The following is a 21,335-nucleotide window of genomic DNA, read 5'->3' as shown; positions in this document are numbered from 1 at the left end:
ATTCAGTATTCGACTGTTTGAATGTGTTGCGCTGAATCCGCTGCGGCCAATCATAGGCCTCGGATAGCTCATCATCTGGCACGCAAGGAGGTGCCTTGGGCTGATCGTCGTGAGAGGAATCAGTGGGTGTGCTCGTCAGTAGCCTTGAAAGGCTCGTCAGAAAAGACGTGCACCGCTGGCAAAAGAGCCAGGTCTGACGCGGTGAAGCAGATTTGTCTCGGTCGCGTCTGCGGCTTCGACAGTGAAGCATCAAGCGTTTTACGCAAATGCCATAAGCCCGGCTGAGGGCCGGGCTTGGCAGAAGCTTGCTACGATCGTCTGTGTATTAGTACAGACGAACGGCGCGGCGCTGTTCGCGCTGAACTTTCTTGGCGTGACGCTTAACAGCGGCTGCTGCTTTGCGCTTACGCTCAGAAGTTGGCTTCTCGTAAAATTCGCGGCTACGAACTTCAGCCAGTACACCGGCTTTTTCGCAGGAGCGCTTGAAACGACGCAGAGCTACGTCGAAGGGTTCGTTCTCTTTTACTTTGACGGCTGGCATCCAGAGCTACCTTCATTCATTACCGGGGTCAACATCCTCGCGGCAAAAGAGCACTTGAAGACGTCGGTTTTTAAGGGTTGCGGATGTTAACCCCTCATCGCTCGGAATGCAAAGCCTCTGATCGAAAACCGCTGGTCGGGGCATCACGCGACGACTATTATGCGCGCCTTCGAATTCAGCCTAAACAAGGCGCAAACCCATGCTAGTACTGGGATTAGAAACCTCCTGCGACGAAACTGGTGTCGCATTATATGACAGTGAGCGCGGCCTGCTGGCCGACGCGCTGTTCAGTCAGATCGACCTGCACCGCGCCTATGGTGGCGTGGTGCCGGAACTGGCTTCACGCGATCACGTCAAACGCATGCTGCCCTTGATTCGTCAGGTGCTGGCCGAGGCCGACTGCGTGCCGACCGAGATCGATGCGATCGCCTACACCGCGGGTCCTGGCCTGGTCGGTGCCTTGCTGGTTGGGGCTTCCTGCGCTCAGGCGCTGGCCTTTGCCTGGGGTATTCCGGCCCTCGGTGTGCATCACATGGAAGGCCATTTGCTGGCGCCGATGCTGGAGTCGCAACCGCCGGAATTTCCGTTCGTCGCTTTGTTGGTGTCGGGTGGTCATACGCAACTGGTTCAGGTCGACGGAATTGGCCAGTACACACTCCTGGGCGAGACCCTGGATGACGCTGCCGGCGAAGCATTCGACAAGACGGCCAAGATGATGGGCCTCAATTATCCGGGCGGACCGGAAATCGCTCGCATTGCAGAACAGGGCGTTGCAGGGCGTTTCGTCTTCCCGCGTCCGATGTGCGACCGCCCGGGCCTGGATTTCAGCTTCAGTGGCCTGAAAACCTTTGCGTTGAACACCTGGCAACAGTGCGTCAGCGCCGGGGACGACAGCGAGCAAGCCCGTTGCGACATCTCGCTGGCGTTCCAGCAGGCCGTGGTGGAGACTTTGACCATCAAGTGCAAGCGTGCCCTGAAAGCCGCCGGTATGAAGCGCCTGGTGATTGCAGGGGGCGTTAGTGCCAACAAGGCGTTGCGCACGTCCCTGGAAAAAATGCTCGGCGACATGAAAGGCGATGTGTTTTATGCCCGTCCGCAGTTCTGTACCGATAACGGCGCGATGATCGCCTTTGCCGGCTGCCAGCGCTTGCAGGCCGGTCAGCAGGAAAGTCTGGCGATCAGCGTGCAGGCGCGTTGGCCGATGGAGCAGTTGTCGGCGCTGTGATGAGCGGTGCTCATGCCTGCCCTTTAAAAATGCCGTTCGCGCCCGGCAAACAGGTCGCGTAGATTGCCGCGATGACGCCAGACGATCAGCCCGGTGAGCGTGCTCATGGGTAGCAGGGCGGCCGGTTCCTGCCAGGCCAGCAGCGGCAGGGTCAGCGGTGTGGCGATGAGGGCGGCCAGGGAGCTGGTGCGGGTCAGGTAGAACGTCAAGAGCCAGGTGCAGACCGCCAGAAGGGCGGCGGGCGGGTAGAGTCCCAGCAACATGCCGGCAGCGGTGGCGACACCCTTGCCGCCGCGAAAGCGAAAGTACAACGGAAACAGATGGCCGATGACGGCATAGACGCCGATCCAGGCCTGTTCCTGCTGCGAAAGGCCCGCAAGACGCGCAATCAGTACCGGCAGCAGGCCTTTGCAAAGGTCGCCGAGCAGGGTCAGGATGGCGAGTTTCTTGCCGGCCAGGCGCAACATGTTGGTGGCACCGGCATTGCCCGAGCCACTCATTCGCGGATCGGGGTTACCGGTCAGGCGGCTGAGCAAAATGGCAAAGGACAGAGAGCCGAGCAGGTAGGCGAGGATCGCCAATAACCAAAACATGCTAACTATTCCGGGCGAGGACGCCCTGATTCTAACGGCGCATTGCGCCCTTGTCGTGTAGCGGAGAGAAGTGCTTGGACAGAGTGTTTATCGAGGGCCTGGAAGTCGACACGGTGATTGGTGCCTACGACTGGGAACGAGGCATCCGACAGTGCTTGCGTCTTGATCTGAGCTTCGCCTGGGATAATCGCCCGGCCGCAGCCGGTGATGACCTGAGCCTGGCGCTCGACTACGCCAGTGTTTCCTCGCGCATCCAGGCGTTTGCCGAGCAGGCGCAGTTCCAGTTGGTGGAAACCTTTGCCGAGCGCCTGGTTGAAGTGCTGATGAGCGAATTCAAGATCACCTGGATGCGCCTGAAGCTGACTAAACCTGGCGCCATCCCGGCTGCCACCGGCGGTGTGGGCGTGGAGATCGAGCGCGGATGTCGCTGACTCAGGTGTACCTCGGGCTCGGTAGCAATATCGAGCGTGAAGCTCATTTGCGGGCGGGGCTCGACGCTTTGGCGGCGTTCCTTGTCGATATCCGCTGTTCGGCGGTGTTCGAAAGCCAGTCGGTGGGCATCAAGAGCGGGCCGTTCTTCAATTTCGTGGTGTCGGCGTATACCGATCTGCCGCTGATGGAGCTTGATCGTCGATTGAAGTTCATCGAGGCGGATAACGGTCGTTACGCGCCGGATCGCCGAGGTTTGCCGCTGGATATCGACGTGTTGTTGTTCGGTGACCTGGTGGGCAACTTCGATGGCTTGATCTTGCCGCGGGCAGAAATTCTGAAAAATGCGTTCGTTCTGTGGCCGTTGTCGTTGATAGCGCCGGATCGCGTGCACCCGGGTGCAGGCAAGAGCTTTGCGGCCTTGTGGGCTGAAGCACAGATTGATCAGGTGTTGGCGCCAGTGGCTTTCGAATGGCGCGGTGAGCAGCTGACACCTTCAGATTTGTTGTGACCTTACTGATGTCTTCGCAAGCAGGCTCGCTCCCACAGGGTTAGCGTAAGTCTGTGGGAGCGGGCCTGCTCGCGAAGCTTTTCAGATCGACGCGGTCTCTTTGTAGGCTTTCAAGGCTTTTAGTCGCTCGCGCTTGATCTCCTCCCCCAACTCCGGCCCCTTGAAGCCTTTCTCCAGCAACGGCTGAACCGCCACGCTACGAGCAGCGGTTGCCGCTCCGCGTAAATAATTCGCCTGTGGATAACTTCTTTCTTCCAGCCCTTTGCGCCCACGCGCATCCATCTCGCATGCCGCGATGAACTCCTCGAACCGCTGTGGGCGACGGTAAATGTCGAAGCTTTGCAGCAATTCCAGCAATGTCGATGGCTTCAGATCAAGGGCACGATGCCCGTGGGTGTGATACTCGCCCACCAGCAACGCCAGCTCCTGGCAGTCTCTCGGCGCCTTGAAGCGTTCGTTGATCGCTTTGATCAGCTTCAGGCCTTTGAACTCATGGGCAATGTGTCGCGGCCATTCTTCCTCTGGCGTCAGGCCCTTGCCCAGGTCGTGCAGCAGGCACGCCCAGCGCACGGTCAGCGGCTGTTTGTGCAACGCCGCTTGCTGCAACACGCTCAGTGTATGTGCACCTGTATCGATTTCCGGGTGGTGGGCGGGTGGTTGCGGTACGCCAAACAGCGCGTCGACCTCTGGCATCAGTACCTTGAGTGCGCCGCATGCGCGCAAAACCTCCACAAACACCTGTGGCTGATCTTCCATCAGGGCGCGGGAAATTTCCTTCCAGCTGCGCTCCGGGGTCAGCGCCTCAAGCTCGCCTGATTCGCTGAGTTGGCGCATCAGCGCCAGGGTTTCCGGGGCGACGGTAAAACCCAGCGTCGCGTAGCGCGCCGCGAAGCGGGCAACACGCAGGACCCGGAGCGGGTCTTCGGCAAATGCCGGGGAAACATGGCGAAGCAGGCGCGCTTCGAGATCGCGCTGGCCGTGGTACGGGTCGGTCAGGTTCTGCTGGTCGTCTTCGGCCATGGCATTGATGGTCAGGTCGCGACGGATCAAGTCTTCTTCGAGGGTGACTTCAGGGCTGGCGTGAAAAGTGAAGCCGCCGTAACCGCGCCCGCTTTTGCGCTCGGTGCGGGCGAGGGCGTATTCCTCACCGCTTTTTGGATGAAGGAACACCGGAAAATCCGCGCCCACCGGGCGAAAGCCCTTGGCGAGCATTTCTTCGGTGGTGGCGCCGACCACGACCCAGTCGATATCGGTAACCGGTTTGCCCAGCAGGCGATCACGTACCGCGCCGCCGACTTTATAAATACGCATAAAAAACCTCCGTTAGCTCGACAGGATAACCGTTGCATCGAGCTTTCGGAGGCACAAACCGGATCAAAGATGGATGACGGCCAGGTCCAGGCGGCCGTAATCGCCTTCGCTGTGCTCGCTCCGGGGCGGCACATGATGGGTTTTCATGACCTGATCGCCCTGCAGCGTTTCCAGGTGAATGTCGAAACCCCAGAGGCGGTGCAAGTGCTTGAGCACTTCCTCGGTGGACTCTCCCAGCGGTTTGCGGTCGTGTTGTTGGTGGCGCAGGGTCAGGGAGCGGTCACCACGCCGGTCGATGCTATAGATCTGCACGTTGGGTTCGCGATTACCCAGGTTGTACTGTGCCGCGAGGGTTTCACGGATGATGCGGTAGCCACCTTCGTCGTGAATGGCGGGTACCAGCAGGTCATCCTTCTGGTCGTCATCGAGAATGCTGAACAGCTTCAGGTCGCGGATCACCTTGGGCGACAGGTACTGCAGGATGAAGCTCTCATCCTTGAAGCTGCTCATAGCGAACTTGATGGCTGCCAGCCAGTCGGTGCCGGCAATTTCCGGGAACCAGCGGCGATCTTCCTCGGTGGGTTCTTCGCACATGCGCCGGATGTCCCGGTACATGGCAAACCCGAGAGTGTAGGGGTTGATTCCGCTGTAGTAAGGGCTGTCGAAGCCCGGCTGAAAGACCACGCTGGTGTGGGATGTCAGGAACTCCATCATGAAGCCGTCGGTGACCAGGCCCTCGTCGTACAGGTCGTTCATCAGGGTGTAGTGCCAGAACGTGGCCCAGCCTTCATTCATCACCTGGGTCTGACGCTGTGGATAAAAATACTGGGCGATCTTGCGCACGATGCGCACGATTTCCCGCTGCCATGGCTCCAGCAGTGGCGCGTGTTTTTCGATGAAGTACAGGATGTTTTCCTGAGGTTCGGCGGGGAAGCGTGCGTTGTCCTTGTCGCTGTACTTGTCCGCGCCCTTGGGAATGGTGCGCCACAGATCGTTGATCTGTTTCTGCAGATGTTCTTCCCGGTCCTTTTGCCGGCGACGTTCTTCTTCCGCGGAGATCGGGTAAGGGCGTTTGTAGCGGTCGACACCATAGTTCATCAGGGCATGGCAGGAGTCGAGCAAGTCCTCGACCGCGTCGATACCGTGGCGTTCTTCGCACTGCATGATGTACTGCTTGGCAAACACCAGGTAATCGATGATCGAGCTGGCGTCAGTCCAGGTGCGGAACAGGTAGTTGCCTTTGAAAAAGCTGTTGTGCCCATAGCAGGCATGGGCCACCACCAGCGCCTGCATGCAGATGGTGTTTTCTTCCATCAGGTAGGCGATGCAGGGGTCGGAGTTGATCACGATCTCGTAAGCCAGCCCCATCTGGCCGCGGCTGTAGGACTTTTCGGTGCTGAGGAAGTGCTTGCCGTAGGACCAGTGGTGATAACCCAGCGGCATACCGACCGAGGCATAGGCGTCCATCATTTGCTCGGCGGTGATCACTTCGATCTGGTTGGGGTACGTATCGAGTGCGTAGCCAGCCGCAATACGACTGATTTCGCGGTCGTAGGCCTGGATCAGCTCGAACGTCCATTCGGAGCCGGTGGAAATGGGTTGGCGTTTCTGCTCTTTGGCGGTCATGTCACTAACCTGCGCTGGAAGAGTTCACGGAAGACCGGATAGATATCCCCGGCCGAGACCAGTTGTTGCTGGGCAAAAGTGTCGGAAAAGGCTTCGGCGATGCGCTCGTACTCGAACCACAGGGCCTGGTGTTCGCGCGGGGTGATCTCAACGTAAGTGTAGTACTGCACGAATGGCATGATCTGGTTGATCAGGATGTCGCGGCAGATCGGAGAGTCGTCGTTCCAGTTGTCACCGTCGGAGGCCTGGGCGGCATAGATGTTCCACTCGTTGCTCGGATAACGCTCGGCCATGATCTCCTGCATCAGTTTCAGGGCGCTGGAGACGATGGTGCCGCCGGTTTCCCGGGAGTAGAAAAATTCCTCTTCATCCACTTCGCGGGCGCTGGTGTGATGGCGGATGAATACGACGTCGATCTTTTCGTAGTTACGCTTGAGAAACAGGTACAGCAGGATAAAGAAGCGCTTGGCGATGTCCTTGGTCGCCTGGGTCATCGAGCCGGACACGTCCATCAGGCAGAACATCACGGCCTTGGAACTGGGGTTGGGTTGCTTGATGAGCAGGTTGTACTTGAGGTCGAATGTGTCGAGAAACGGTATGCGGTGAATGCGCGCGCTGAGTTTTTCGATTTCTGCTTCGATTTCTTGAATATCGCCGAAGTTATCCGGTTCCTCCTGCTTGAGTCGCAGAAGTTCCTCTTTGGCTTCGCGCAGTTTTGCCCGGCTGCTGCCGGACAGGGCGATTCGCCGGGCGTGGGCTGAGCGCAGGGTGCGGATGATGTTGATCCGCGACGGGTTGCCCTCATTACTGATTCCGGCCCGCACGGTCTTGAAGGTGTCGGTGCCGGTCAGGTTGCGCTTGACCAGGTTGGGCAGTTCGAGGTCCTCGAACATGAATTCGAGAAACTCTTCCTGGGTGATCTGGAAGACGAATTCGTCCATCCCTTCGCCGGAATTGCCAGCCTTGCCGGGGCCTCTGCCGCCACCGCCTCCCGGTGGACGGGCGATATGTTCGCCGCTGGTGAATTCCTTGTTGCCCGGGTGCACGACCGTCTGCTTGCCACCGCGACCGTGGTGAAGCACCGGCTCGTCGATGTCGCGACCGGGAATGCTGATTTGTTCGCCGTGTTCCATATCGGTAATGGAGCGCCGGCTGACCGCCTCTTCGACAGCCTTTTTGATGTGATCACGGTAGCGCCGCAGAAACCGCTGGCGGTTCACCGTGCTCTTGTTCTTGCCATTGAGACGTCGGTCGATCACATAGCTCATGACTGCTCCTTAGAAGCTGTCCTGAAAGGGGCGAGCGGTGATGCAGCAAAGGACTGAGAGCCAAGGGATGTACGACGCTCCCCCAAGCGCTGTGGATGCTGCTTGAACTCGCTACCGACTTTCGAACACCTTCCAGAGGCTTGTGTAACAGAAAATGCATACACAGGCCTCTGGCTGACGACAACCGGTCTGACCGGCAGCGGGTTATTGTGATTTTCTGACCCGCAGGTACCACTCGGACAGCAGTCGTACCTGTTTGTCGGTGTAGCCCCGCTCGACCATCCGTGTGACGAAGTCGTTGTGTTTCTGCTGGTCCTCTTTGCTTGCCTTGGCATTGAAGCTGATGACTGGCAGCAGGTCCTCGGTGTTGGAGAACATTTTCTTCTCGATGACCACCCGCAGTTTTTCGTAGCTGAGCCAGGTCGGGTTCTTGCCGTTGTTGTTGGCCCGGGCGCGCAGGACGAAGTTGACGATTTCGTTGCGGAAGTCCTTCGGATTGCTGATGCCGGCCGGTTTTTCGATTTTCTCCAGTTCTTCGTTCAACGCTACGCGGTTGAGGATCTCGCCGGTTTCCGGGTCGCGGTATTCCTGGTCCTGGATCCAGAAGTCGGCGTACAGCACATAACGATCGAAGATGTTCTGGCCGTACTCGCTGTAGGACTCGAGGTAGGCAGTCTGGATCTCCTTGCCGATGAATTCGATGTAGCGCGGTGCCAGGTACTCCTTGAGGAAGCGCAGATAGCGTTCGCGGGTCTCGGCCTGGAACTGTTCCTGCTCGATCTGTTGTTCCAGCACGTAGAGCAAGTGCACCGGGTTGGCGGCAATTTCGTGCGGATCGAAGTTGAATACCTTCGACAGGATCTTGAACGCGAAGCGGGTCGAGAGTCCGTTCATGCCTTCGTCGACGCCCGCATTGTCGCGGTATTCCTGGATCGACTTGGCTTTCGGATCGGTGTCCTTGAGGTTCTCGCCGTCGTACACGCGCATCTTCGAGTAGATGTTGGAGTTTTCCGGCTCCTTGAGGCGCGAGAGCACGGTGAACTGGGCCAGCATCTTCAGGGTATCCGGCGCGCAATGCGCCTTGGCCAGCGAACTGTTGAACAGCAGCTTGTCGTAGATCTTCACTTCGTCACTGACCCGCAGGCAGTACGGCACTTTGACGATGTAGATCCGGTCGATGAAAGCTTCGTTGTTCTTGTTGTTGCGGAAGGTGTGCCACTCCGATTCGTTGGAGTGCGCCAGCAGGATCCCGGTGAACGGAATTGCGCCGAGGCCTTCGGTACTGTTGTAGTTGCCTTCCTGGGTGGCGGTCAGCAATGGGTGCAGCACCTTGATCGGTGCCTTGAACATTTCGACGAACTCCATCAGGCCCTGGTTGGACCGGCACAGTGCGCCCGAGTAGCTGTATGCATCAGCGTCGTTCTGTGGGAATTCTTCCAGTTTGCGGATATCGACCTTACCCACCAGTGCCGAGATGTCCTGGTTGTTTTCATCGCCTGGTTCGGTCTTGGCCACGGCGATCTGGTTGAGGATCGACGGATAGAGTTTCACCACGCGGAACTGACTGATGTCGCCACCGAATTCAGCCAGGCGCTTGGTCGCCCATGGCGACATGATGGTGTTGAGGTAGCGCCGTGGAATGCCGAAGTCCTCCTCCAGGATCGCTCCATCTTCAGTGGAGTTGAACAGGCCCAGGGGCGACTCGAAAACCGGCGAGCCCTTGATGGCATAGAAGGGCACTTTTTCCATCAGTTGTTTGAGCTTCTCGGCCAGGGACGATTTACCACCACCGACAGGGCCGAGCAGGTAAAGGATCTGTTTCTTCTCTTCCAGGCCCTGAGCGGCATGGCGGAAATACGACACGATCTGGTCAATGCATTCTTCCATCCCGTGGAAGTCTTCAAAGGCCGGATAGCGGCGGATGACCTTGTTGGAGAAGATGCGCGACAGTCTCGAGTTGGTCGAGGTGTCGAGCAGTTCTGGTTCACCGATGGCCAGTAACAGACGCTCGGCGGCAGAAGCGTAGGCGCTGCGGTCTTTTTTGCACAGCTCAAGATACTCTTGCAGAGAGAGTTCTTCCTGGCGTGTGGACTCGAAGCGTTGTTGGAAGTGGCTAAAGATACTCATGACGTCACCTCGCTCGATACGTGGAGCCGACGCCGGATCACTCAGTCGATGCTGGCAGCAACCGTACAGGCGATTGCTGTTTACCCCCCAGAACTCTCCCGGAGCTGACTACTCCGAAAGCTACTCCCGATGACCCGTGCGCCGGTGTACCGGCTCTCCCCTGTTTTGGATGGCCTGGGCTTAAGGATAGTTGGGAATTCGGGAGGTAAAGGCGAGATACGTAATTAGTTGTGGCAGACCGTTCGTCTGCCACCGCGCCAGCCCGCGAGAGTCGGGGCTTGCAACGTTACAAAAAAATTATTCAGTGGTGCCTTGCGCCGTTTCCGCAGGATACGTCGTACGCCACAACTCGAATCCGCCATCCATGCTGTAGACGTCGGAGAAGCCCTGGCTGATCAGGTAGGCGGCCGCGCCCTGGCTGGAATTGCCGTGATAGCAGACCACCACGGTCGGTGCATCGAGGTCGGCACCCTGGATGAAAGCGTGCAGGGAATGATTGTCCAGATGCTTCGAGCCTGCGATGTGCAGGGCGGCAAAAGTGGCCGGGTCGCGGACGTCGACCACCACTGCGCCTTGTTCGCGCAGGGCCTGGGCCTGTTCCGGGGGGATACGTTTGAATTCGCTCATGGCGGGCTCCTGTGGCTCGGCTGAATGGGCAGTCTAGCGCGGGGCGCTGGCTGGCGATGTTTGGGGAATGGATGAGGCGACTGGCGGCACGGCATGACCGTGTTCGTCGCATTTGCAGGACCGGCGCTCAAGGCTGTCGACGTTCATCAGGGTCAGGGCGCCGCCCCAGACGCAACCGGTGTCGAGGGCCGAGATACCCGGCTCGTCGCACTTGCCTTCCAGTGCTGCCCAGTGACCGAAGATGATCTTCAGATCCTTGGTCTTGCGTTCCTTGTGCTGGAACCAGGGCTTGTAGCCTGCTGGTGCGGTATCAAGACCTTCCTTGCTCTTGAGGTCGAGTTTGCCTTCGGCGGTGCAAAAGCGCATGCGCGTGAGATAGTTGGTGATCACCCGCAGGCGCGTCACGCCTTTGAGGTCGTTGTCCCATTTCGCCGGATCGTTGCCGTACATGCCATCGAGGTAGGGCGGCAACATGTTGTCGTCACGCAAGGCGGTCTCGACTTCGGCAGCACATTTCAAGGCTTTGCGCAGCGACCACTGCGGTGGAATGCCGGCATGGACCAGTGCAAGGTTGCGCTGTTCGTCGTAGTGCATGAGTTTTTGCTGGCGCAGCCATTCCAGCAGTTCGGCGCTATCGGGCGCTTCAATGATCTCGCGCAGGGTGTCGGCCTTCTTCAGGCGTTCGATGTTGCGTCCGGCCGCCAGCAGGTGCAGGTCATGGTTGCCGAGCACGCACACCAGCGATTCGCGAATGCTGTAGAGGAAGCGCAAGGTTTCCAGCGACTGCGGGCCACGGTTGACCAGGTCGCCCACCAGCCACAGACGATCCCGTTGTGGGTCGAACGCCACTTGTTTGAGCAGGCATTGCAGGGCTTGAAGACAGCCTTGCAGGTCACCGACAGCGTACGTTGCCATCAGTGCAGGGCTCCGGGCACCGCCAGGCGGAAGGGCGCGATGATGGCATCGAAGTGTTTGCCGTCGTCGGACAGCATCTGATAGGTGCCTTGCATGGTGCCGACCTTGGTGGTCATGACCGTGCCGCTGCTGTAGGTGTGGCTCTTGCCGGGGTCGATCAGCGGTTGTTGGCCGACTACGCCTGCGCCGCGCACTTCTTCGACATGCCCGTCACCATCGGTGATGACCCAGTGCCGTGAAAGCAGTTTTGCTGGCATTTCGCCATTATTTTGCACGGTGATGGTGTAGGCGAAGGCAAAGCGGTCATGCTCGGGTTGCGATTGTTCTGCCAGATAGCGGGTGACGACGCTGACGTCGACCTGATAACGAGGATCGGACATGCAAGGGGCCTTAAAAACGAAGCGGGACGCGGGGCGTAGCTGTTGGGGTTCAGTCTAGGCCAAGTATCGGGTAGTAGACCAGAGTGGCGCCCTACCCGATAGCGTTCATCGCCTGTCAGTCAGCGGCAGGCTTTTGTTCGCTGAGCTTGTCAGCCAGGCGCACGAACGCGGCCAGGTCGAGTTGCTCGGGGCGCAGGCTGCCATCGACGCCGGCGGCTTCGATTTCGGCATTGCTCAGCAGCAGCTTGAGGGTGTTACGCAGGGTTTTGCGGCGCTGGTTGAAAGCTTCGCGCACGACGCGTTCCAGCAGGCGGTGATCCTTGGCCGGGTGTGGCAGTACCGCGTGGGGCACAAGGCGCACGATGGCCGAGTCGACTTTCGGCGGCGGATTGAACGCGCCCGGTCCGACGTTGAACAGGTGCTCGACCCGGCAATGGTACTGAACCATGATCGACAAGCGACCCCAGTCACCGCCGCCAGGCCCAGCGGCCAGGCGTTCGACCACTTCCTTTTGCAGCATGAAGTGCATGTCGCGGATCAGGTGCGAGTTGTGCAGCAGGTGAAAAATCAGCGGCGTGGAGATGTTGTACGGCAGGTTGCCGACCACACGCAGGCTGCCAGGCGCGGCATTCAGGCTGTTGAAGTCGAACTTCAGTGCATCGCCCTGATGCAGGTTGAAGTTGCTCTTGCCGGCAAACTGCTGGTTGAGGATCGGGATCAGGTCCTTGTCCAGTTCCACCACATCGAGTTGCGCGCCGCTGCTGAGCAGGCCTTGGGTCAGTGCGCCCTGGCCCGGGCCGATTTCCAGCAGGCGGTCTTCTGCCTTGGCATGAATGGAGCGCAGGATGCGGTCGATAACGCCGGCATCGTGCAGGAAGTTCTGGCCAAAGCGTTTGCGCGCCTTGTGTTGGTAGTGCTCGGTCATAAACGGGTCTCGGCCATCTGGTAGGCGGTTTCCAGGGCGACTTGCAGGCTGCCGGTGTCGATCTTGCCGCTGCCGGCCAGGTCCAGGGCTGTGCCGTGGTCGACCGATGTGCGGATGATCGGCAAGCCGAGGGTCACGTTGACTGCCGCGCCGAAGCCTTTGTACTTCAGCACCGGCAGGCCCTGGTCGTGGTACATCGCCAGCACTGCATCGCAGTGCTCCAGATATTTGGGGGTAAACAGAGTGTCGGCGGGCAGGGGGCCACGAAGGTCCATACCCTCGCCGCGCAGGCGCTCTAATGTGGGTTCGATGATATCGATTTCTTCATGGCCCAGGTGTCCGCCTTCGCCGGCATGGGGGTTGAGCCCGCAGACCAGGATGCGTGGCCGGGCGATGCCGAACTTGTTTTGCAGGTCGGCATACAGGATTCGCGTGACGCGTTCCAGGCGCTCCGGCGTGATTGCGTCGGCAATTTCGCGAAGGGGCAGGTGAGTGGTCACCAGGGCCACGCGCAAACCGCGTGTGGCCAGCATCATCACCACTTGCGCGGTGTGGGTCAGGTCGGCGAGGAATTCCGTGTGCCCGGAAAAGGCGATGCCGGATTCGTTGATGACACCCTTGTGCACCGGCGCGGTAATCATGCCGGCGAAATCTCCGTCCAGGCAGCCCTGGCCGGCGCGGGTCAGGGTTTCCAGTACGAAGGCGGCATTGGCCTTGTCCAGTTGCCCGGCGACGACTTTGGCTTTGAGCGGTGTATCCCAGACATACAGGCTGTTGGCTGGCGCGGGTGCATCCGGCCAGTTGTCCGGTGTGACCGGCAGCAAATCGACAGCCACACCCAGTTGCGCAGCCCGCTCAATGAGCAGGTCGCGGCTGGTAATGGCAATCAGGGGGTGAGGCTGGGCTTGCGAGGCGAGCAGCAGGCACAGGTCGGGACCTATGCCGGCCGGCTCGCCGGGTGTCAGCGCGAAACGTTGGGGTTTCACTGCGCTGCCTGGTCGGTGCCAGGGAGTTTGATTTCCACGTACGCTTCGTCACGGATCTGACGCAGCCAGGTTTGCAGCTCTTCGTCGTATTTGCGGTTACGCAAAGCGGTCATTGCTTGCTGCTCGCGAGCCTGTGTAGTGCTGTCGGTGGCGCGACGGCCAAGGACTTCCAGGACATGCCAGCCGTATTGAGTCTGGAACGGCTTGGACAGCTGACCTTGCGGGGTCTTGGCCATCACTTCGCGGAACTCGGGCACCAGTGCGTTCGGGTCGATCCAGTTCAGGTCGCCGCCGTTGAGGGCAGAACCCGGGTCTTCCGAGTAGCTTTTCGCCAGCTCGCCGAAGTCTTCGCCAGCCTCGATTCGGCTGTAGAGCGATTCAGCCAGGGCCTTGGTTTTTGCTTCGTCGCGAATCGGGCTCGGTTTGACCAGGATGTGGCGCACATGCACTTCATCGCGCATCTGGGTCTGGCCGCCACGCTTTTCGAGGATCTTCAGGATGATGAAGCCGCCCGGGGTGCGCATTGGCTGGGTGACGTCACCCACCGGCATGGTGCTCAGCAGGCGATCGAACGGCGGAGGCAATTGAGCGGCTTTACGCCAGCCCATTTCCCCACCTTCCAGTGCTGTTTCGCTGGCGGACTTGGCGATTGCCAACTGAGCGAAGTCAGCGCCTTGCTTGAGTTGCTGGTAAATCGCATCGGCCTGCTTGGCTGCACTCTGAATCGCGTCGGAGTTGGCGCTTTCCGGTGTAGGAATCAGGATGTTGGCCAGGTGGAACTCTTCAGACAGCTGCATTTTGCCCAGGTCGGATGCCAGGAAGTTCTTCACTTCCTGCTCGGAGATCTGGATGCGTTCGGCGACCCGACGCTGGCGTACACGGCTGATGACCATTTCGCGGCGAATCTGCTCACGTGCGTCGTCGTAGGATAGACCGTCGCGAGTCAGGGCGGCGCGGAACTGCTCGACCGACATGTTGTTGCGCTGGGCAATGGTGCCGACAGCCTGGTTCAACTCTTCGTCGGTAATGCGGATGCCGGAGCGCTCGCCGATCTGCAATTGCAGGTTTTCGACGATCAGGCGCTCAAGTACCTGCTGCTCCAGCACGCTGGCCGGCGGCACGGCAGAACCACGCTTGGCAATGGTTTGCTGAACTTCATGAACCCGTTGGTCCAGTTGGCTCTGCATGACCACGTCGTTGTCGACGATGGCCACCACTTTATCGATGGACTGCACTGCAGCGCTTGCCGCAGTACTCAGGAACAGCGCGCCCAGCATCAGCGGGCGCAGACAATCAGAAAGCTTGGTCTTCACGTTCACGATAACCTTGAATGCCTTTGTCGAGGAAGCTCTCTACTTTGGCGCCAGACAGGCCGCCGAGTCCCTTCAGAACAATTTGGAGGAAGACGCCATGGTCGCCTTTTTCGTTTTGCGGTGCTTCCTGACTGAACTCGTCATAGGAAACAAAGTAACGGTTGATCAGGCGCAGTTTCCAGCAGCAGTTGTCGTACTCAAAGCCACCGAAGGCTTCCAGGGTACGGTTGCGGTTGTAGTCATACTGCCAACGGCTGATGGCGTTCCATTGCGGCACGATCGGCCAGATCACCGAGAAGTCGTGCTGCTGGATCTTGTAGTAATCCTTCACGAAGCCAGGCTGGCCAGGGGTGCCGTAGTCGCCACCGAACTGCCATTGACCGGTGGTCTGGTTGTAGATCACCTGGTCGTTACGATAGCGATATCCGGCGTTGATAACCTTGTTCGGGTTGTCTTCAGGCTGGTAGTGGAACATCGCGCTGCCCGAGCGAGGGCTGCGGCTGTCCGGGTCCCAGTTGTAATCGGCCGTGGTGCGCCAGTCGCGGTTCCAGCGATATTCGTATTCCAGTGCGTACGGCGAAACGCTGGCTTGGGCATCGGCGCGGAGTTTTGGATCGACACCCGGCAACTGAACTTCGCGGTCCTTGAAGTACAAGGCCTGGCCGACACTGATTCGTTGACGCTCGAAACCGTTGTCTTCGATCCAGCGGCTGGTCACGCCCAGGGACAATTTGTTCTCGTCGCCGACACGGTCGGAACCGGAGAAACGATTGTCACGGAACAGCGACGCATAGTTGAAGGTGTATTCGCTGGTATCGAATACCGGGATATCTTCCTGGTCGACCTCAGGCACGTACAGGTAGAACAGGCGCGGCTCGAGGGTCTGGCGATAGTTCTTGCCGAAATACTGGGTATTGCGATCGAAGTACAGGCCGCTGTCGATGCTGGCGATCGGTACGCCGCGGTTCTGGTTGCTGTCGAATTGGCCGTTGAAATTTTCAGTCCCGTTTGCAGCTGCGGTTTGATTTTGCTGCACGATTTGGCTTTTGCCGGTGCTGTCCAGGTCCAGTTGGTACTGGGTGTACTGGTACTTGAGCTTCGGTGTCAGGAAGCCGTACGTCGTGTTCATCGGCAGGCTGATGGCAGGCGCGAGATTCAGGCGGTCGCCATTGGCGCGAGCCAGGCCTACAACGTTGGTATCGAGCCGAGGAGTACCGATGGTACCGTCGGCATTAACCGGTCCACCGTCTTCATCAAAGTAAGTACCGGTTTTCAGATCCCGGTCAAACCGCACGATTTCGGTGTTGTACGAAAAATCCAGACCGTTTGGATGATACGGCAGCGCACCATCAAAGGTGATCTGCGGCAAGCGGTCATACGGCGTAATGTTCGATACGGTCGCCAGCTGATAAGCCTGAGCGTTCACGCGAGCGACATAGTTGTCGCCACGATAGCTGACGGAACCTTGCTGGTTTACGAAGTCAGCACTTTTCACGCCGATCTGGTCAGTTTGCAGATCCTGGAAGTAATACGGATCGCTGATCTTGGTGTAGTCGACTTGTGTGTATACACGCGAGTCGAGACCACCCCTGTGCTGCCAGTTGTACATGTAGCGGGTTTTTTCGGCGTCGGTCTGCTTGTCGCGCTCGTCGCTTTCGTCGTTGAGGTACGCCGCACCGAACTGGCCTTCGCTGGACTTGGTCAGGTAGCGGAATTCGCCTTCCATCAACAAGCCGTGCTTTTCCATGTAGCGCGGGTACAACGTGGCGTCGTAGTTCGGTGCCAGGTTGAAGTAGTAAGGTGTGACAAGCGCGAAGCCGGTATCGCTGCCGGTACCGATGGTCGGCGGCAGGAAGCCGGATTGGCGACGGTCGTCGATCGGGAAATAGATGTACGGCGTGTACAGGACCGGAATGTCCTTGACCCGCAGCGTTACGTTGGTCGCAGTACCAAAACCGGTGGCCGGGTTCAGGGTGATGTTGTTGCCCTTGAGCTGCCAGGCGTTGCTGTTCGGTTCGCACGTGGTGTACGTACCGTCCTTGAGGCGGATGATCGCGTTCTCGGCACGTTTGGCGTACAGCGCATTACCGCGGATGCGCGATTTGTGCATCACGTATTCGGCGTTATCGACCTTGGCTTCACCGGTGTCGAGCTGCACGTCGGCGTGGTCGCCGACGATCAAGGCGCCGTTGTCGCGAATGCGCACGTTGCCGTTCAGGTCGCCACGGCTCTCGGCCTGGTACAGGTTGGCTTCGTCGGCTTCGACCTGCATGCTGCCCTGACGCATGACAACGTCACCGGCCAAGGTCGCGACCTGCTCATCCTGCTTATAGCGGGAGGCTTTTGCGCCGATAAAGGTGGGAGCATCACTTTTATCCGTCTTGTCATTCATGCCAGGACGAATCGGTTCGATATAGGAACCAGAGCAATAAGGACCGGTTTCGGCCAATTGTGCGGCGGTGAGCTGCTCGCGGGGAACCCAATCGAGGTGACTGTAGTCTGCGCTACGCGACTTCAGGCCACGGCCTTTGGATTCGGTGACCAGCACCGGCTTGGCGCCGACGTCTTCGCTGGAACCGTTCTCGGCTGGGGCTTCACCGGTGGCGGAAACTGCGCTGCCGTCATGGACGGGACGCGGTGGCAATGCAGCCGCCGGCGTCTTTGGCGCACAGTCCCAGGAACCCGAAGCAGAGACTGAGCAGTCAAACTGTTCCGCGGCGACCACGTAGGAAGTGGCAAGGGGTTGCAGCGCCAGCAAACTGCCGGTAACCAACAACGGAAATTTTTTACGAAACGCGGGGGATTTCAATGCCATCTTATTAGTCCGGGCTTCCTGCGTGCCATCTGCCCGCGGTGTGGGCCGCACGCCTCTCGATGGTCTGAAAAAGATGCTGGATAATAAAGCATGACCCGCTTGACGGCTAGCGCCGTCGGAGACCCTTGCAATGCCTGATCAAGATGTACGCTTGCAACACCTGAAAGTTTGGCTCGATGAACAATTGGCGACCCTTTTTGCCGAGCAAGGCTGGGGCGTCGTACCCCCGGCCACGTTGACTGCGGCCAGCAGCGACGCGAGTTTCCGGCGGTATTTCCGTTGGGAAGGCGATGGCAAAAGTTTCATCGTGATGGACGCGCCGCCCCCCCAGGAAAACTGTAAACCTTTCGTGGATATCGCCTTTTTGCTGGCGAAATCCGGAATAAATGTGCCGAAAATTTATGCCGACGACCTCGAGCGCGGTTTTCTTTTGCTCAATGACCTGGGCAACAAGACCTATCTGGACGTCATCGACAGCGAAAACGCCGACGATTTGTTCAAGGATGCCCTGCAAGCGTTGCTGGCTTTCCAGCAGTTGCCGATGGTTGCGCCTTTGCCGAGCTATGACGTGGCCTTGCTGCGTCGCGAGCTGGAGCTGTTCCCCGAGTGGTACGTGAAGCGCGAACTGGGCATCGAATTCGACGCGGCGCAGCAAGTGCTCTGGCAGCAGGTCAGCGAACTGTTGATCGACAGCGCCCTTGCACAGCCAAAAGTCCTGGTGCATCGCGACTACATGCCGCGCAACCTGATGCTCAGCGAACCCAATCCCGGTGTGCTGGATTTCCAGGATGCGGTGTATGGCCCGGTGACCTACGACGTGACCTGCCTTTTCAAGGACGCATTCCTCAGTTGGCCCGAGGAGCGCGTGCACGGCTGGCTCGAAAGCTACTGGCAGCAAGCGGGTGCCCTCGGGATTCCGGTTCAGTCCGACTTCGAGGACTTCCAGCGTGCCAGCGACCTGATGGGCGTGCAACGTCACCTGAAAGTCATCGGCATTTTCGCGCGCATTTGCCATCGCGACGGCAAACCGCGTTATCTGGGCGACGTGCCGCGTTTCTTTGCGTACATAGAAGCGGTGATCGCTCGCCGTCCTGAACTGGCCGAGCTGGATGTGTTGCTGGCCAGTCTGCGCGCCGGAGTGCAAGCATGAAGGCAATGATTCTGGCCGCAGGCAAAGGCGAGCGCATGCGCCCGCTGACCCTGACCACGCCAAAACCGCTGGTTCTTGCCGGCGGTGTGCCGCTCATCGAGTATCACCTGCTAGCGCTGGCCGCCGCCGGGTTCATAGACATCGTGATCAATCACGCTTGGCTCGGTCAGCAGATCGAAGACTACCTAGGCGATGGTTCGCGTTATGGCGTGAACATTCAGTACTCGGCCGAAGGTGAGCCCCTGGAAACCGGCGGCGGGATTTTCCGCGCGTTGCCGTTGCTGGGGGATGAAGCGTTTGTCGTGGTCAACGGCGACATCTGGACCGATTACGACTTCAGCGTGTTGCATCAGCCCATCAACGGCCTGGCGCACCTGGTGCTGGCCAGCAACCCGCCCCATCATCCGGCCGGGGACTTCAGCCTGGTCGGAACTCAGGTGCACGATGGTCAGCCGGAGGCCGCCACTCTGACCTACAGCGGTATCGCCGTGTTGCATCCGCAGCTGTTCGACGGTTGCACTGCGGGGGCCTTCAAGCTCGCGCCGCTGTTGCGCAAGGCCATGGCTGACGGGCAGGTGAGCGGCGAGCAGTTGAGGGGGCACTGGGTCGATGTCGGCACTCACGAGCGTCTGGCCGAAGTTGAAACATTAATAGAAGCGAGCCGCTGAGATGCTTTGGCCAGGGACTCTGATCGGAGCCGGAGCAGGCTTTGCCATAGCCAGCATTCCGGGGGCCATGCTCGGCGCGTTGTTGGGGCAGGCGCTGGACAGGCGCTTGCACCTGCAAAGCTGGGGGCACTTGCGGGAAAAACTGGGCGGTCGCCCGGTGCTGCGTAACGATGAATTGCTGTTTGTCCTGTTGGGGCGCCTGGCCAAGTGTGATGGCCAGGTGAAGGCCGGGCATATCGAACAGGCCCGGGCGGAAATGCGCTCGCTGGACATGTCCGAGTCGGCCCAGCGTCGTGCGATTGCCGCATTCAATCGCGGCAAGTCGGGCCGCGACCGGCTGCGCGGTTATCTGCGTCGCCTGAGTGCCCAGCCCCATGCGGCAGAAGGTGTGTTGCGCGCCTGCTGGCGAATGGTCTGGGCCGATGGTCGTGCCGGCAGCAGTGAACGTCAATTGATCGGCCAATGGGGCAAGTGGCTGGGCTGGACATCCCATCAGGTGCAGGCGTTGGCCCACGACTATGAGCCGCAGAAGCGACCATTGGGTAACAGCGTGCCCAGTTATCAGGACGCGCTGAGGCTTTTGGGGGTGTCGGCCACCGCTGAGCCGGCACAGATCAAGCGTGCTTATCGGCGCCTGCTCAGTCGCCATCATCCGGACAAGATTGCCGGCACTGGCGCGACGGCGACGCAGGTTCGTGAAGCCACCGAGCGAACGCGTGAACTGCATAACGCCTACACGCTGATTCGGGAGCGGCGGGATTTTCGCTAGCCCGGAAAATTTGCGTCGCCAGTGATGCCGCTATCGCGAGCGAGCTCGCTCCCACAGGTTTTGTGTCGATCGCAATTTTGTGATCGGCATAAAACCTGTGGGAGCGTGGCTTGCCCGCGATGAAGGCTCTTCGGTCTGTCAGTCCGCCGGGTTCTGCGGATTCAACCAACCCCGCACCCGACGGAACAGTTGCTCCTGTTCGGCCTTGGTATCCGGCAACGCCTTGAGCGCGACCTGGCTGAATGCCGATGATTTCTGGCGTTTGCTGGCCTGCAGGCGTTCCAGTGCTGCGTTGCGATCCTGCGCGTTGTCCTTGTAGAAAATATCCGCGGTCGGCAGTTTCAGGGTCGGGGTCAGCTCTGCCAGCCCGGGCGTGGCCGCCACAGGTGTCCGGGCGGCAACCATCACCAGTTTTTCGACCTGCGATGGCTGCTTATCGCTCAGGTAGCGCGCGGCCCAATAGGCGCCCGAACCATGCCCCAACACCACAATACTGCGGGCGCTTTGCTGTTCGGCGAAGGCGATCGCGGCGTCGATCCGGGCAAAGATGCGCTCGGCATCTGCCTTGGACTGTTCCTCGGTGGTTTCGGCGATGGCCTTGTCGGCCATATCGGCCTCGCCACCGGCCACTTGTTCGATAGGGGCTGCTGTGGTCGAGTCTTTACTGCCGGTTTCGGAGGGCTTGGGTGCCGGCGCGGCTTCGACGATTCGTGGCGCAATGGCATCGCTTTGCAGGTCCGGCAAGGTGATACTCAGGCTGCTCCATTCGGCATCCGGCAATTTGCGCCGCAAAGGGCCGATCGCTTGCGGCCAGTCAACGGTTTCGCCGGCGCCCGGGATGATAATCACCGCGCCTTTGGGTTCGGCGGTATTGGCCGGCTTCCACAAGGCCAGGAATGTGTCGGTGCCCGCTTGCAGTTGTTGCTGTTCCTGAGGCGGGATTTTTCGCTCAAGTGCAGCCGCTTCCTCCTGACTGCGCTCAGGCAGCGGCTGACGTTCGAGTGGTTTTTCTTCGGCGGTTTTTTCCTCCGCGGCGGGCGCCGGGTCGGCCGCCTTGACGGAAAAAGCGCAAGGCAGGATCAGCGACAGGCACAATGCTGGCAGTGCCAGGCGGTAGACAGGGGGCATCGGATATTCCAGGCCAGAAGATGTTCCG

At 59.5% G+C, this 21,335-nt stretch carries 20 protein-coding genes; 6 read left to right on the top strand and 14 right to left on the bottom strand.

The features are described 5' to 3' along the window. Positions 1-325: 325 nt before the first annotated feature. A complete protein-coding gene (gene rpsU / locus KGA96_RS00245) occupies positions 326-541 on the bottom strand; it encodes a 30S ribosomal protein S21 (protein WP_002551877.1) in 216 nt (71 codons plus the stop codon). 199 nt (positions 542-740) lie between these two features. On the opposite strand from rpsU, the gene tsaD reads away from it, so the two are divergent. Beyond that, complete coding sequence (gene tsaD / locus KGA96_RS00240) at positions 741-1,766, top strand: tRNA (adenosine(37)-N6)-threonylcarbamoyltransferase complex transferase subunit TsaD (protein WP_046039465.1); 1,026 nt, start codon at positions 741-743, stop codon at positions 1,764-1,766. A 23-nt stretch (positions 1,767-1,789) separates the two neighbouring features. Here the strand turns inward: tsaD and plsY are convergent, their stop codons facing one another. Next, positions 1,790-2,359: a glycerol-3-phosphate 1-O-acyltransferase PlsY gene (plsY, locus tag KGA96_RS00235; protein ID WP_046039467.1), complete on the bottom strand. Its 570-nt coding sequence runs from the start codon at positions 2,357-2,359 to the stop codon at positions 1,790-1,792. A 74-nt stretch (positions 2,360-2,433) separates the two neighbouring features. Here plsY and folB point away from each other — a divergent pair, with 74 nt between their 5' ends. Both folB and folK read left to right on the top strand, forming a co-directional pair. Next, positions 2,434-2,790: a dihydroneopterin aldolase gene (gene folB, locus KGA96_RS00230; RefSeq protein ID WP_046039469.1), complete on the top strand. Its 357-nt coding sequence runs from the start codon at positions 2,434-2,436 to the stop codon at positions 2,788-2,790. Then, a complete protein-coding gene (gene folK, locus KGA96_RS00225; RefSeq protein WP_046039471.1) occupies positions 2,781-3,299 on the top strand; it encodes a 2-amino-4-hydroxy-6-hydroxymethyldihydropteridine diphosphokinase in 519 nt (172 codons plus the stop codon). The genes folB and folK overlap by 10 nt, the downstream gene beginning before the upstream one ends. An 81-nt stretch (positions 3,300-3,380) precedes the next feature. Here the strand turns inward: folK and KGA96_RS00220 are convergent, their stop codons facing one another. The 11 genes from KGA96_RS00220 to KGA96_RS00170 all read right to left on the bottom strand — a co-directional run bounded on the left by KGA96_RS00220 (position 3,381) and on the right by KGA96_RS00170 (position 17,592). Beyond that, positions 3,381-4,610, bottom strand: a complete 1,230-nt coding sequence (locus tag KGA96_RS00220) for a multifunctional CCA addition/repair protein (RefSeq protein ID WP_223511205.1) — start codon at positions 4,608-4,610, stop codon at positions 3,381-3,383. A 63-nt stretch (positions 4,611-4,673) separates the two neighbouring features. Then, positions 4,674-6,236: a SpoVR family protein gene (locus KGA96_RS00215; protein ID WP_046039475.1), complete on the bottom strand. Its 1,563-nt coding sequence runs from the start codon at positions 6,234-6,236 to the stop codon at positions 4,674-4,676. Then, positions 6,233-7,504: a YeaH/YhbH family protein gene (locus KGA96_RS00210; protein WP_007993202.1), complete on the bottom strand. Its 1,272-nt coding sequence runs from the start codon at positions 7,502-7,504 to the stop codon at positions 6,233-6,235. Before KGA96_RS00210 ends, KGA96_RS00215 begins: the two co-directional genes overlap by 4 nt. A 204-nt stretch (positions 7,505-7,708) precedes the next feature. Next, positions 7,709-9,631, bottom strand: coding sequence for a PrkA family serine protein kinase (locus KGA96_RS00205; RefSeq protein ID WP_007982655.1), 1,923 nt, complete (start codon positions 9,629-9,631; stop codon positions 7,709-7,711). A 297-nt stretch (positions 9,632-9,928) separates the two neighbouring features. Next, positions 9,929-10,258 carry a thiosulfate sulfurtransferase GlpE gene (gene glpE / locus KGA96_RS00200; RefSeq protein WP_008051614.1) on the bottom strand — a complete coding sequence of 110 codons (330 nt, stop codon included), beginning with the start codon at positions 10,256-10,258 and terminating at the stop codon, positions 9,929-9,931. Between the two features lie 33 nt (positions 10,259-10,291). Beyond that, positions 10,292-11,173 (bottom strand): symmetrical bis(5'-nucleosyl)-tetraphosphatase, encoded by an 882-nt coding sequence (locus KGA96_RS00195; protein ID WP_046039478.1) that lies wholly within the window; start codon positions 11,171-11,173, stop codon positions 10,292-10,294. After that, a complete protein-coding gene (apaG, locus tag KGA96_RS00190) occupies positions 11,173-11,553 on the bottom strand; it encodes a Co2+/Mg2+ efflux protein ApaG (protein ID WP_007980214.1) in 381 nt (126 codons plus the stop codon). Before apaG ends, KGA96_RS00195 begins: the two co-directional genes overlap by 1 nt. A gap of 115 nt (positions 11,554-11,668) precedes the next feature. Continuing rightward, on the bottom strand, positions 11,669-12,478 hold the full coding sequence (gene rsmA / locus KGA96_RS00185) for a 16S rRNA (adenine(1518)-N(6)/adenine(1519)-N(6))-dimethyltransferase RsmA (protein WP_046039480.1): 810 nt from the start codon (positions 12,476-12,478) through the stop codon (positions 11,669-11,671). Next, complete coding sequence (gene pdxA, locus KGA96_RS00180; RefSeq protein ID WP_046039481.1) at positions 12,475-13,464, bottom strand: 4-hydroxythreonine-4-phosphate dehydrogenase PdxA; 990 nt, start codon at positions 13,462-13,464, stop codon at positions 12,475-12,477. Before pdxA ends, rsmA begins: the two co-directional genes overlap by 4 nt. Then, positions 13,461-14,777: a peptidylprolyl isomerase SurA gene (gene surA, locus KGA96_RS00175; protein WP_404942351.1), complete on the bottom strand. Its 1,317-nt coding sequence runs from the start codon at positions 14,775-14,777 to the stop codon at positions 13,461-13,463. Before surA ends, pdxA begins: the two co-directional genes overlap by 4 nt. Then, on the bottom strand, positions 14,758-17,592 hold the full coding sequence (locus tag KGA96_RS00170) for an LPS-assembly protein LptD (RefSeq protein ID WP_223511196.1): 2,835 nt from the start codon (positions 17,590-17,592) through the stop codon (positions 14,758-14,760). The genes surA and KGA96_RS00170 overlap by 20 nt, the downstream gene beginning before the upstream one ends. A 130-nt stretch (positions 17,593-17,722) precedes the next feature. Here KGA96_RS00170 and KGA96_RS00165 point away from each other — a divergent pair, with 130 nt between their 5' ends. The 3 genes from KGA96_RS00165 to KGA96_RS00155 are packed head-to-tail and all read left to right on the top strand — an operon-like array spanning position 17,723 to position 20,179. Then, on the top strand, positions 17,723-18,742 hold the full coding sequence (locus KGA96_RS00165; protein ID WP_223465330.1) for an aminoglycoside phosphotransferase family protein: 1,020 nt from the start codon (positions 17,723-17,725) through the stop codon (positions 18,740-18,742). Continuing rightward, entirely contained in the window at positions 18,739-19,410 is a 672-nt protein-coding gene (murU, locus tag KGA96_RS00160; RefSeq protein ID WP_046039484.1) for an N-acetylmuramate alpha-1-phosphate uridylyltransferase MurU, read from the top strand. The genes KGA96_RS00165 and murU overlap by 4 nt, the downstream gene beginning before the upstream one ends. A gap of 1 nt (position 19,411) precedes the next feature. Beyond that, on the top strand, positions 19,412-20,179 hold the full coding sequence (locus tag KGA96_RS00155) for a TerB family tellurite resistance protein (RefSeq protein ID WP_046039485.1): 768 nt from the start codon (positions 19,412-19,414) through the stop codon (positions 20,177-20,179). A gap of 138 nt (positions 20,180-20,317) precedes the next feature. On the opposite strand, the gene KGA96_RS00150 is transcribed toward KGA96_RS00155, so the two are convergent. Further along, positions 20,318-21,307 (bottom strand): alpha/beta hydrolase family protein, encoded by a 990-nt coding sequence (locus KGA96_RS00150; protein WP_223465332.1) that lies wholly within the window; start codon positions 21,305-21,307, stop codon positions 20,318-20,320. Positions 21,308-21,335: the final 28 nt, after the last annotated feature.

This window comes from Pseudomonas sp. GL-R-26 (assembly GCF_019947365.1).
Classification (GTDB): Bacteria; Pseudomonadota; Gammaproteobacteria; order Pseudomonadales; family Pseudomonadaceae; genus Aquipseudomonas.
Note: the sequence above shows the minus strand (reverse complement) of the source record. Positions and strands in the feature narration are given on the sequence as shown.